Source organism: Serratia fonticola, from assembly GCF_001006005.1.
Taxonomy (GTDB): Bacteria; Pseudomonadota; Gammaproteobacteria; order Enterobacterales; family Enterobacteriaceae; genus Chania; species Chania fonticola.
In genome coordinates this window covers 906,310-919,048 of the sequence record NZ_CP011254.1, presented here as the reverse complement: position 1 = coordinate 919,048, position 12,739 = coordinate 906,310, and the positions used below count along the sequence as shown (strand labels likewise).

12 protein-coding genes are annotated in these 12,739 nt (G+C 53.0%); 10 read left to right on the top strand and 2 right to left on the bottom strand.

Annotated features, from left to right (window positions below; genetic code table 11):
• Window positions 1-57 precede the first annotated feature (57 nt).
• Window positions 58-378 (bottom strand): FaeA/PapI family transcriptional regulator, encoded by a 321-nt coding sequence (locus tag WN53_RS03945; protein ID WP_024482987.1) that lies wholly within the window; start codon window positions 376-378, stop codon window positions 58-60.
• 761 nt (window positions 379-1,139) lie between these two features.
• Between WN53_RS03945 and WN53_RS03940 the strand changes: the two genes are divergently transcribed.
• The 8 genes from WN53_RS03940 to WN53_RS26750 all read left to right on the top strand — a co-directional run bounded on the left by WN53_RS03940 (window position 1,140) and on the right by WN53_RS26750 (window position 8,292).
• Entirely contained in the window at window positions 1,140-1,676 is a 537-nt protein-coding gene (locus tag WN53_RS03940; RefSeq protein ID WP_024482986.1) for a fimbrial protein, read from the top strand.
• A 69-nt stretch (window positions 1,677-1,745) separates the two neighbouring features.
• Window positions 1,746-2,279, top strand: a complete 534-nt coding sequence (locus WN53_RS03935) for a fimbrial protein (protein ID WP_024482985.1) — start codon at window positions 1,746-1,748, stop codon at window positions 2,277-2,279.
• A gap of 122 nt (window positions 2,280-2,401) precedes the next feature.
• On the top strand, window positions 2,402-4,978 hold the full coding sequence (locus WN53_RS03930) for an outer membrane usher protein (protein ID WP_024482984.1): 2,577 nt from the start codon (window positions 2,402-2,404) through the stop codon (window positions 4,976-4,978).
• Between the two features lie 8 nt (window positions 4,979-4,986).
• Complete coding sequence (locus tag WN53_RS03925) at window positions 4,987-5,736, top strand: fimbria/pilus periplasmic chaperone (protein ID WP_024482983.1); 750 nt, start codon at window positions 4,987-4,989, stop codon at window positions 5,734-5,736.
• 64 nt (window positions 5,737-5,800) lie between these two features.
• The gene (locus WN53_RS03920; protein ID WP_235166924.1) at window positions 5,801-6,337 is read left to right on the top strand and encodes a fimbrial protein; all 537 of its coding nucleotides are present in this window, start codon (window positions 5,801-5,803) and stop codon (window positions 6,335-6,337) included.
• A 13-nt stretch (window positions 6,338-6,350) separates the two neighbouring features.
• The gene (locus tag WN53_RS03915) at window positions 6,351-6,839 is read left to right on the top strand and encodes a fimbrial protein (RefSeq protein ID WP_024482981.1); all 489 of its coding nucleotides are present in this window, start codon (window positions 6,351-6,353) and stop codon (window positions 6,837-6,839) included.
• A 114-nt stretch (window positions 6,840-6,953) separates the two neighbouring features.
• Window positions 6,954-7,385 carry a fimbrial protein gene (locus WN53_RS03910; RefSeq protein WP_238393646.1) on the top strand — a complete coding sequence of 144 codons (432 nt, stop codon included), beginning with the start codon at window positions 6,954-6,956 and terminating at the stop codon, window positions 7,383-7,385.
• A gap of 79 nt (window positions 7,386-7,464) precedes the next feature.
• Window positions 7,465-8,292, top strand: coding sequence for an MrpH family fimbial adhesin (locus WN53_RS26750; protein WP_024482979.1), 828 nt, complete (start codon window positions 7,465-7,467; stop codon window positions 8,290-8,292).
• A gap of 70 nt (window positions 8,293-8,362) precedes the next feature.
• On the opposite strand, the gene WN53_RS03900 is transcribed toward WN53_RS26750, so the two are convergent.
• Window positions 8,363-8,767, bottom strand: coding sequence for a hypothetical protein (locus WN53_RS03900; protein ID WP_024482978.1), 405 nt, complete (start codon window positions 8,765-8,767; stop codon window positions 8,363-8,365).
• 815 nt (window positions 8,768-9,582) lie between these two features.
• On the opposite strand from WN53_RS03900, the gene macA reads away from it, so the two are divergent.
• The gene (macA, locus tag WN53_RS03895; protein ID WP_235166927.1) at window positions 9,583-10,632 is read left to right on the top strand and encodes a macrolide transporter subunit MacA; all 1,050 of its coding nucleotides are present in this window, start codon (window positions 9,583-9,585) and stop codon (window positions 10,630-10,632) included.
• Window positions 10,632-12,578: a macrolide ABC transporter ATP-binding protein/permease MacB gene (macB, locus tag WN53_RS03890; RefSeq protein WP_024482976.1), complete on the top strand. Its 1,947-nt coding sequence runs from the start codon at window positions 10,632-10,634 to the stop codon at window positions 12,576-12,578. The genes macA and macB overlap by 1 nt, the downstream gene beginning before the upstream one ends.
• Window positions 12,579-12,739: the final 161 nt, after the last annotated feature.

Genomic DNA, 12,739 nt, shown 5'->3' with positions numbered 1-12,739 from the left:
GATAGATAAATGTCAGTAGAAAAAAATCAAACACAAGTCAGAAGGGGGAAGGCGTATTTAGCCTTCCGCCGCAACGGGCTGCGCTTCCCTTTTTTCATGATGTTTAGGTGATGGCGATGGCTCAGCAATATACCAGCGTAAACTGTTATTGAGAGCGCCAGAGGTAACATAAGCTTTTTTGTTTTCAACTAATCGCAGCAGATAGTAACGAGCAAGGTATATTGTCGTCTCGGAGTATTCTGCGATTTCCCTTGTCTTGGGCCATTGAACTTGCGGGGGAACGCCTGTGTGATGAATGTCGCGCTTGCAAAGGGTTTGTAGAGCAATAAAAACATTATTTAGCTGCTTTTCCCTTTCTTTATTGGTGCGATAAGACATGTCACTACCTCCTTTTAATGCGTCTTGATGGGTGCTATTCGAAATGGAATAATCCTATGCTGCTGGCTTTTGTTGCTAACTTTTCTAGGTGATCACAGGGGAATACTGTCAGAATCATAACCCCCATTTCTTCCTTATGAGGCGTCAGTTTACCATTCTAAGCTATCATGGACTATTGTTTCGTGAAAACCAAATTTACGATCAATGAGTTCGCAAATATCGCGTTTCGCAGCATAAAATACTAAGTAATTCGTTTTTGCGACCGTAGTCGTCGCAATAAGAATATTCTTGCATATAAATAAGGTTTTTATGGCGAAATTGCTCTGTTTGGAAAACAACACTTTCAAAAATTATAGGTATTTGCAATAATTTTTTGGCGACAGGAGATGAGGTTGTCCGATGGAAGGGTCTGAGAATTATCTTATCATAAATACCCGGGTCAATGAAAAAATTGGTGTGTGGCTGCTTTATGGTTGAAATTCTATCTATTCAGGGCTGTCGTATAAAGTTGTATTTTAATAATTCGCTTTATTCATCGGATGAAGCGCCGGAAGAGTCTTGTCTTTTCTGGTGAGCTGCCCCTTCGCAAATAAAGGGGAAGGAAAGGGATGCCTTCTTTTATACCAAATGAAAGGATGCTGCCGGGTATATCAATGACCGTCAAATAAAACAGCGTTGTTCTGATAGGCACCGTTTTAATTGTGTCGGGCTAGGTATGTCTGGATTTCTCGTTAAATTAACGTTTTAAGGATAAAGAAAACATGAAACTGACTAACATTGCGCTGGCTACGGTTCTGTCTCTGGGTATGGTCTCTCTGGCAAATGCTGATGCGGGTTCGGGCAAGGTAAATTTCGAAGGTAAAATCATTGATGCACCTTGCTCTATCGCTCCAGAAAGCCTTGATCAGACCAAGAGCTTTGGCCAGGTGGCGAATGTGGCTCTGGTGAACGGCGGTAAATCCAGCGTTCTGAACTTTGATATCAAACTGCAAGGTTGCGATATCTCTAGCAAGAACAAGGTACAGGTCACCTTCGCTGGTCCAAATGGCGGCGCAACTGGCACCACCAACACCCTGCTGGCCATCACTGGCGTGGCAAAAGGTGCAAGCATCGCGATGTTTGATGGTTCTAACCAACCGATCACCCTGGGTACTGCGACTACCGTCCAGAACCTGATCGCTGGTAACAACACTCTGAGCTTCTCTGCCTATCTGCAAGGGCATGCCGGTACCACGTTGGCGGATATCGAGGAAGGTGACTTCACCTCGACCACTAACTTTACCCTGGCTTACAACTAATAGTCGGTGTGACTGCATGCGGTTTCCGCATGCAGTTTTTGCTGTTCTTGTGGATTACGGGAGCCAGGGATGTCGGTGAATAGTTTTACGGCTACCTCGTTGTTTTTACTGGTGGGTGCGATGACTGCACTGCCGGTTTGGGGGGGCAGCCAGCTCAGCATGAACGGGGCGATAGTCGCCACCGCCTGTGATATTGACACCACCAGCCGAGACCAGACCGTTGATATGGGCACGCTGCCCTTTGATCGGATTGTTAATGACAGTCAGGCGTTGTCGCGGCCATTCAGTATCCGGCTGGTGAACTGCACGCTTAAGCACAGCAACAATAACATTCTGGGCAAGCAGCACTTTCGCGTCACGTTTGACGGCCGCAATGAGGATGGGCACTTCGGTGTTGAGGGGGAGGCACGCGGCGTAGCGCTGGTGCTGACCGATGCGTTGGGGAATGAGGCCGTTCCAGGTAAGGAGTTGCCGCCGCAGACGCCGGTGTTGCAGGGCAAAGAAATGCTGCTGAATTACAGCGCACGCATGGTCGCCAACAACCAGCCGTTGCAGACGGGCACCTATAGCGCACAGGTGCGCTACCAACTGGAATATCACTGAGCTGCAGGCTGACATGATAACGGATAGTCAGCACGCCTAGACAGATTGACTTCCCCGGCAGGGTATTCCCTTTAATAACAACCATAACGCCCGGGAAAGTTTTAACGCATAAAGGTCAATGGATGATGAGCACCCCACTTGTAGGAGTACAGGTTCCGCGCACCCGCTTGTTGCCGCTGTTGATTGCGCTGGCACTGGTGAATGGCCAGGTTTCTGCCGCAAAACCCATCGAATTCAATACCGACGTGCTCGATGTTCAGGAGCGCGGCAATATCGATTTGGGACGTTTTTCCCGCAGTGGTTACGTGATGCCGGGTGAATACAGCCTGCTGATTAACGTCAACCAGCAAGAACTGCCTGAACAGACGATCCCATTTTATCCCACGGACAACGATCCAAACGTGACCGAAGCCTGTTTGTCTGCCGCTCTGGTGGAACAAATGGGGCTGAAAGAGGAATTTACCCGAGATCTGGCCTGGTGGCACAACGGGCAATGCCTGGTGATCGGTAGCCTCGAGGGGATGACGGCGCGCCCCGAGCTGGGCAGCAACACCCTCTATCTCAGCGTTCCGCAGGCTTACCTGGAATACAGCTCTCCCGATTGGGATCCTCCTGCACGCTGGGATAACGGTATTCCCGGGCTGCTGCTGGATTACAACCTCAATGCTCAGAGCCAACGTCAGGATCAAAACGACGGTGTCGAGAAAGGCTATAACCTGAGCGGCAACGGGGTGGTGGGCGCCAATGCGGGAAGCTGGCGGCTGCGTGCCAGTTGGCAGACACAGATTGATCATCAAACCGGCTCAGGGCAGTCCAGCCAGCGCAACTTTGAGTGGACACAGTATACCGCCTACCGGGCGATCGCGCGGCTCCGTGCCAAATTGACTGTGGGTGAAGACTTCCTCAACTCCGACATTTTCGACAGCTTCCGCTACACCGGGCTAAGCCTGGTAAGCGACGACGCAATGCTGCCACCGAACCTACGTGGTTATGCGCCAGAGGTGAGTGGCGTGGCACGTACCAACGCCCGTGTGGTGGTCAGCCAGCAGGGGCGAGTGTTGTATGAATCCCTGGTGCCCGCTGGCCCGTTCCGTATTCAGGATCTGAGCAACGCGGTATCGGGGCTGATGGACGTGCGGATCGAAGAGCAGGACGGCAGCGTCCAGGCGTTCACTATCAGTACGGCGAGCATTCCTTACCTGACCCGCCCGGGAATGGTGCGCTACAAGCTGGCGAGTGGGCGGCCAACAGACTGGCGGCACCGTACGCAAGGGCCGCTATTCGGTAGCGGTGAATTCTCTTGGGGCGTCAGCAATGGTTGGTCACTGTTCGGCGGTGGCGTGGTGGCCGGTGACGAGTACAACGCGTTGGCGGTGGGGATTGGCCGTGACCTGATGGCGTTTGGCGCACTGTCGTTTGACGTGACGCAGTCGCGGGCCAATTTGCCTCAGGGGGACACCCTGAGCGGTGGCTCTTATCGCCTGCGCTATTCGAAGAACTTTGACCAGATTGGTGGTCAGGTGACCTTTGCCGGTTACCGCTTCTCTGAACGCAGCTTTATGACCATGGGGGAATTCCTGGAGGTACGTAACCTCGGAACCCGCAGCCAGAGCAGCAAAGAGATGTACACGGTGTCCTACAGCCAGCAATTCCGCGAGATAGGGCTGACGGCCAACCTGAACTATGACCACCAGACCTATTGGGATCGGGACGCCAACGATCGCTACAGCCTGTCGCTGATGCGCTACATGGATATTGGCCGCTTCAAGAACCTCAGCCTGTCGATGACCGGCTACCGCAATCAGTACAACGGGCAGAATGACGACGGGGTGTTCCTGTCACTGTCGCTGCCGTGGGGCAACAGCGGTTCGGTGAGCTACAGCGGTACGCTGGATCGTAATGACAATACCCACCGGGTCAGCTACTCAGACCGGGTCGGCGATCGCGGCAGCTATCAGGTGAGCAGCGGCTGGAACCGCAAAGGGCCATTGGCCAGTGGTTTCTATAGCCACGAGGCGGATTGGGCAAAGATTAACGCTACAGCCAGTGCTCAATCCGGGAGCTACAGCACGGTGGGGTTGGCATTGCAGGGTGGGGTAACGGCGACTGCGGAAGGTGCAGCAATGCACCGGGTCTCTATCCCGGGAGGCACCCGTTTGCTGGTCGACACCGATGGTGTAGCCAATATCCCGATCCGTAACTACGGTGCCCCAGTGCGCACCAACCGCTACGGCAAAGCCGTGGTGGCTGACATGAACAGCTATTACCGCAACCGGGTGAATATCGATCTGGATAAGTTGCCGGATAACGCCGAAGCGATGAAGTCGGTGGTGCAGGCCACGCTGACGGAAGGCGCGATAGGTTATCGCCGGTTTGACGTGATAGCGGGTGAGAAGGCCATGGCGGTGATCCGTCTGGCAGACGGCACGATGCCGCCGTTCGGGGCGACGGTGCAGAACCTGAAAAAACGCGATGTGGGGATCGTCAGCGACGCCGGCAGCGTGTACCTGAGTGGTATTGAGCGCGGTGAAACGATGACGGTTCACTGGGATGAACAGGCGCAGTGTGAACTGACATTACCGGCGGTATTGCCAGCGAACGGCATGGCTGAACTCTTGCTGCCTTGCCGGGCGATAACCGCGAAAAAAGACACCACAGACCTGGCTGCAATACAGAAAAAGGCTGAGACAATACAATGAGATACGAAATGACGAAAACCAATACGGGGATGGCGCTGGTCGCCGCAACCTTACTGTGCGCGCTGACCACGCAGGCCCAGGCGGCGATCGCGCTGGATCGTACCCGGATCATCTTTCCTGGCGGCGATAAGTCGGTCAGCCTGAGCGTCAACAATGACAACCCGCAATTGCCGTATCTGGCGCAGGGCTGGATAGAGGATACCAAAGGCAACAAGGTGACCAGTCCGTTAACGGTACTGCCGCCGGTACAGCGTATCGAACCGGGTGCCAAGAGCCAGGTGAAGGTACAGGCGTTACCGGTGTTGAGCCAACTGCCACAGGATCGGGAAACGTTGTTCTACTTCAACCTGCGTGAAATCCCGCCGAAGAGTGACAAGGCTAACACCTTGCAACTGGCGTTGCAGACGCGCATCAAACTGTTCTATCGGCCAAAAGCGTTGGTGAAAACGGTCACCGAGATGGCGACGCCGTGGCAAGACCAACTGACGTTGACCAAGCAGGGCGATAAGTATGTGGTGAACAACCCGACACCGTACTACGTGACGCTGGTGGATGCGGGCAGCAGAAAGGGCGTCAGCGCAACGGGTTTTGAACCGCTGATGCTGGAGCCGAAAAGCAGTGCTCCTTTAGGTATCAGCGCGTCGGTATTAGGGGGATCGCCAGTGCTGACCTACGTCAACGATTATGGCGGCCGCCCAGTGCTGACGTTCCGTTGCGGCGGATCGGACTGCCAGGTGGAACCGGCGAAGAAAAGTTAATTGAAACCGGTCGTGCCAGGTTACAGGGAGAGGGCGCGGGGTCAGGTCTGCAAGGAGAGAACGTATGCAACAATATTATCCTGTTCCTGGTAAGCATCGCCGGGGGAGCATGAGATCGAGGGCCTCAGGCTGTTGTCTTGCCGGGGCGCTATTCGGTGTCTTGCTGACCAGCGTTCCGGTCAGCGCGATGCCGGTGAATATCAGGGGAACCGTTATACTGCCACCGCCCTGTACGATTAATAATAATCAAACTATTCGGGTGGACTTTGGCGATGAGGTGATGACTACCCGGATTGATGGCGTCAACTATAAGCAGACCATTGCCTATAGCCTGAATTGTGACATCCAGAAATCCAACGATCTGAAAATGAGCATTCAGGGCGGCACGGCGGGCTTTGGGACCGGATATTTGAGCACCAATAAAAGCGATTTGGGTATCGCTTTGTACTATGGGACACAACGGTTAAATATCAATACCTGGTTTAACTACACCTATCCCAATCAGCCGGTGCTGTATGCGGTGCCGGTGAAGCGTAGCGGGGCCACCTTGACGGGGGGCGAGTTTACCGCCTCCGCCACGTTATTAATTGATTACCAGTAAGGGAGCATAAGACATGCGAATTCTACTGTTATCCCTACTGGCTGCGGGTATAAGTGGCCTTGTCTCTACTGCATTTGCCGCAGGGGGCGATATGGAGTTTCGAGGAACGCTGCTCGAGCCACCGCCTTGTAGCATTAACAGCGGTAATAATATCACCGTTGATTTTGGCCTTAAGGTCGGTGTCAAAAAAGTGGATGGCGTTAACTATATGCAGGACATTAATTATGATCTGGTTTGTGAGCCAAATACCCATAGCTGGGCGTTGAAATTGAAGCTTACAGGTAACCCTATCTCTTTTGATAACGCCGCGGTGCAAACCAATATTAACGGGCTGGGGATTAAAATTCTGCGTGACGGTCAACCCTTTGTTCTTGGAAGTGAAATAACCATCACGCCCACCAGTAAACCCCATCTTAAAGCCGTGCCAGTACAGCAGGTGGGCATAGTTTTAACGGAAGGCGCGTTTGAAGCAACGGCAACGCTGCAGGCTGATTATCAATAACAGGGAGAAACCATCATGCGATTTTCGGCACTGTTAATATCCCTGACTATAGGGCTTGGCAGTTTATCCAACGTATCCCAGGCGGTTGATAATGTACGCTTTAGAGGCGCTCTGGTGGCTGACCCTTGCACATTGCGAGTCACGGATGAAAATATCAATATCGATTTTGGCTCGATCGTTGAGAAATATCTTTATCTCAACACCCGTACGCTAGGGGTGCCATTGGTATTACACCTCGATGATTGCGACCTTAGCCTGGGAAATATGGTGAAGTTGACCTTTTCCGGCACGGAAAATAGCAGGTTGAACGGTTTACTGGCGATATCTGGGGCGAGCCAAACCAGCGGTATTGGCATCGGTATTGAAACGCAACAGGGAAATAAGGTCGCGATCAATACCGGCAGTTATAACCAAGGGCTGATCTCGGGCAATAATACCATCAGCCTGCGGACCTATGTGCAGGGTGAACCCGATGCGATTAGCCAAAAAACCATTAACCCTGGCGACTTTACCGCCAGCGCGACGTTTTTATTGGAATACGAGTAGCCCGTAATACGGCTTACCCTGAAATCGACGGCGTGACTAATGAGTCCGCGGTAGATAAGGGATGATCACAGGGGCAGTTATGAAAGCCATTAAAGCGATACTTTTGGCTGTCACGTTGCTGACAGCGTATAGCGCCAATAGCGCGATTTACTCTTATATTACCCGCAGTGAGGGGACACCTGAGAACGCCAGATATTGGTGGACTATTGAATACTGGGACACCGTTGATGCGACACCAAATCCGTGTTACGGGTGGGGGCAATGTACGGTATTTATTGGCCACCGGCACAGTGATGGGGGAGAAGCAGGCCCTGGTGTTTCTGATGGTATGGAATATCTGGATGGCATCCAGACTTTGCGCACGGTAGGCGATGTGGGCGCGGCTTTTCAGCGTAAGTATTCGCTACCGCGCAGTGGAACCCAGGATCACGTTGGCCCAGCAGTGACGCAGGAATGCGTTGGGATGTACTTTAAAACGACCACCGGGACCACAGATGCAGGTGGCAGCAGAATGATGCCCAGTAGCTTATGCGGGATCGTACCACCGCCGGTGGGTAAATGTGAATTTACCGAAACCAGCATTGAACTGACCCATGGTCAGGTTCAACTTAGGGATATTGAAGGGCATCAGGCGCGGCAGACAGGTTATATCCGTTGCACGCAAACAATGGACGTTATGGTTTACCTTGCAGGGTCGGCTGGTAACGGGATGGTTAACCTGAGAAGCGACGGTAGCCTGCAAACCCGCTTGACCATTGGTGGGGTGAGTGGCTCTACCGGGGTCAGGATCCATGCTTTAGCAGCGACCAAGATGCCGCTGGAGTTTATGTCTACGCTGACTAAAGTGGGGACCGTTGAAGCCGGTGATTTCTTTGGTTCGGCTACCGCAATACTGACTATGCCTTAGTTACTGATATCGGGCGCAGCCTGCGGCTGAGGTTGCTTTAACCGCATGCTGCGCCCGTTTAATCCAATCATCAGGTTTTTCGCACCGTAAACTCCAGCGCCACGCCAATGAGCGTCATGTTTTTTACCGACTGAGCCTCGGTGACCGGGATGAGGCTTCCCTGAAACTTAACCTTCTTCAGCGGTCCATTGATCACCAATTTGGCCCGCAGGTTGGGTAGAGACTGGGGGCAAATGGGGTAAATGACCCGCCCTTTGATAGCAACCGGGATCTTCCGCAGGTCAATTCGTTGCAAAACGCCAATCGAAGCATACAGCACCGCCACCGGCGTTATGGATACCAGCGGCCGCGGTGTCACGCTGATAAAATCCAGTAATAGCTCTGGTTTGAGGTAATGCAGGCCGTCATGAGGTACGGTGACGCCGGTGATCTCTGGCATCGCGAGAGTATTAGGCGAAGAGGATAAGTCTGTCATCGGATCAGCCTTTGTCTGGAGTTGCCGCATGAGCGTTAGTTTGCTCTCACTGAACATCCCCTCTACCAAACCTCCTTTTTTGTCTCTCAAGCAAGGGCGGATGCCAGATAATTTGAAAAACGGGATTCAGCTCACTCTTATTCCCCTCTAAAGGGGCTTCCGCCTAAACTCAAATGCTTGGTTGGGGTCTGCATCGTGCTGGCATCAATGGTGCCAATAGATGACGCTATTAATAATCTCTCTGAATAAATAAATTGATATTTAATCATGGAGTCTTATATTTAACTAGGATGTATCTTGTTTTATATTAAGTAATAACTTAGATGTTAGGAATTCAAGACAATAAATGTAGGATTATTTGCATATTTAAGGGAAGATTCCATTTGAACTATCAGGTAAATTAATCAATAATAGTTGTCATTCAAAATTTCAATCAGTTTTATTATCACTCATGTCAATTTAAACGTATTTGTCCACTACAGGTTCGGCACACGATTAGGGGCGGCGGCTTTGCTATCCTGCCTGCGCCATTGTACCTTGATAAAAGCCATTCATTAATTAGGGATAAATGGTTTTATTTATAACTTAAGCGTTATGAAAGGGATGGTAGTTATAAGTGATATCAATAATAAGCTCTCTGCACATATTGGCCTTGGTGGGGGGTATTATGGATTCACGTGATGGTTTAATTCGATGGCGGCTTTGCGGCTGGGAATTGGCAGGAATAGACGAAATAGCTAGGGAAAAATATCCATATGTTAAAAGGACGAACAAAACGTAGGCTGCTAGGAGGAGGCGCTTTAGTGGCGATTGCCATGCTGGCCTATTGGCATTTCAGCCAGCCGCTACCTGCGGAGTTTAAAACGGTTAAGGTTACCCAGCGTGACTTTCAACAGAACGTTTTGGCGACCGGCCAACTGGATGCGGTACGTAAGGTTGATGTGGGAGCTCAGGTCAGCGGACAGCTAGAGAGCCTGAAGGTCGAGATTGGCGATAAGGTGCAAAAAGGCCAACTGCTCGGCGTGATCGATCCCCAACAGGCACGAAACAGCATTCGCGAAGGCGAGGCCACGCTACAGCAGCTGCAAGCCCAGCTGCAACAGGCGCAGGCGGAGCAGCAACTGGCAGAGGTCACCTTGCAGCGTAACCGCGAGCTGGCCAAGGTGCAGGCGTTATCGCGCCAGGATCTGGATAAATTAACCACCGATCTGGCGGTGAAAAAGGCGCAGGTGGCAAACACCCGGGCGCAGATCGCCAAAAATCAGGCCAGCCTGGATACCGCCAAGATCAATCTGGCCTATACCCGTATCGAAGCGCCGATGGACGGTGATGTGGTGCAGATCACCACCTTTCAGGGCCAAACGGTGATCGCCGCACAGCAGGCACCCAACATTCTGACGTTGGCAGACATGAGTACCATGCTGGTGAAGGCTCAGGTTTCCGAGGCGGACGTGATCCACCTCAAGCCGGGGTTGAAAGCCTGGTTTACCGTGCTGGGCGATCCGAACACACGCTTTGAGGGCGTGCTGAAAGACATCCAACCCACCCCAGAGAAGGTCAATAACGCCATCTTTTATTACGCGCGTTTCGAAGTGCCCAATCCGCAGGGATTGCTGCGCCTGCAAATGACCGCGCAGGTGCATATTCAGCTGGCTGGCGCCAGCGATGCGCTGGTTATTCCGCTGGTAGCGTTAGGGGAGCAGATCGCCGATAACCGTTACCACGTTGCGGTGCTGCAACATGGCCAGAAACAGCTGCGGGAGGTGACGATCGGCATGCGTAACAACCTGGATGTGCAAATTGTCAGTGGATTGACAGCCGGTGAAGAGGTGATTGTCAGCCGCGGCGGCGTGGAGGACAGCTGATGGCCGCACTGTTGGAACTGAGTAATATCCGGCGTAGTTATCAATCCGGCGATCAAACCCTGGAGGTATTGAAAAGCGTCAGCCTGCGGATAGATGCCGGTGAGATGGTGGCGATTATCGGGGCTTCCGGCTCCGGTAAATCGACGCTGATGAACATTCTCGGCTGTCTGGACAAACCCAACAGCGGCATTTACCGCGTGGCCGGGCAGGACGTGGCCACGCTCAATGGCGATGCATTGGCTCAGCTGCGGCGCGAACATTTCGGCTTTATCTTCCAGCGTTATCATTTGCTGCCACATTTGAGTGCGGCGCATAACGTGGAGGTGCCTGCCGTTTACGCTGGGATGAATAACTCGGCCCGGCATGCCAGGGCGGCGGCCTTGCTGCAACGCCTGGGGTTAGGGGAACGTATCGCCTATCGGCCAAGCCAGCTGTCCGGTGGGCAGCAGCAGCGTGTCAGCATTGCGCGGGCATTGATGAACGGTGGCCAGGTGATCCTGGCGGATGAACCAACCGGTGCGCTCGATAGCCACTCAGGTAAAGAGGTGATGACGATCCTCAAGCAGCTGTGCGAGCAGGGACACACCGTGATCATCGTTACCCACGATCCGGCGGTAGCGCAGCAGGCCGAGCGGATTATCGAAATCCACGATGGCGAAATCATTGGCGACTCTCGGCCACAGGCGCAGGGCAAGCCACAGGCCAAATCGTTGGAACTGGCCACGCCAGCCCCGTCCTGGCAGCAGATGGCCGACCGTTTCCGGGAGGCGCTGTCGATGGCCTGGTGGGCGATGGCGGCCAACAAGATGCGCACCTTATTGACCATGCTGGGGATCGTCATCGGCATTGCCTCGGTGATCTCGATCCTGGTGATAGGGGATGCAGTCCAACAGCAGGTGTTGGCCGAGATCAAATCCATCGGCACCAACACCGTGGACGTCTATCCCGGTAAGGATTTTGGTGACGATGACCCAACCCTCCGCCAGGCGTTGAAATATGACGATCTGAGCGCATTGGATGCACAACCTTATATCAGCGCGCTTTCTCCCATGACTCGCAGCAGCATGCGTCTGCGCTTTGGCAATATCGATGTGGCGGCTAATGTGGCGGGCGTCAGCGAGCAGTTTTTCCGGGTGTACGGCATGGAGTTTTCCCAGGGAACGGCTATTGATGTCAGGCAGGTAGAGTCCCAGACGCAGACGGTGGTGATCGATACCAACACCCAGCGCCGTCTGTTCCCGCAACAAAAAAACGTGCTGGGTGAGGTGATCCTGATTGGCAATATGCCTGCGACCGTGGTGGGGGTGGCGAAGGAAAAGCAAACCATGTTTGGCAGCAGCAAGATGCTCAGCGTCTGGGTGCCTTATACCACGATGGCCAATCGCCTGATGGGCAACGACTACTTCGATTCGATCACCGTGCGTATCCGCGATGGCTATAACAGCCAAGAGGCAGAACAGCAACTGACGCGGCTGTTGACGCTGCGCCACGGCAAGAAAGACTTCTTTACCTACAACATGGATAGCCTGGTGCAAACGGCGGAGAAAACCACCCGTACGCTGCAACTGTTCCTGATCCTGGTGGCGGTGATTTCGTTGGTGGTGGGGGGTATTGGGGTGATGAATATTATGCTGGTATCGGTAACAGAAAGAACGCGAGAAATCGGCATCCGCATGGCCGTAGGCGCTCGTTCCGGCGACGTTCTGCAACAGTTCCTGATAGAGGCGGTGCTGGTCTGCCTGGTGGGAGGGATTTTAGGGATCGTGCTGTCGTTCACCATCGGCTTACTGGTGCAGTTGGCAATGCCGGGCTGGCAGATCAACTTCCCGCCGGTGGCTCTGCTGAGTGCGTTCCTGTGTTCTACCGGTATTGGTGTCGTGTTTGGTTATCTGCCTGCGCGCAGCGCTGCGAGGTTGGATCCGATTGACGCATTGGCACGGGAATAATCAGCCAAACCCTAATTTCACCCTGATCCGCGAGTACTGCTGAACCCTCGGCACAATAACGTTCAGGTGATACCTATTGCTGTGAGTCGATGCTCACGGTGTTGGCCGTGCTATGGCTCAAGCCAGCCCAAATATTTATAAATAAAATATCTCAAGGAGTA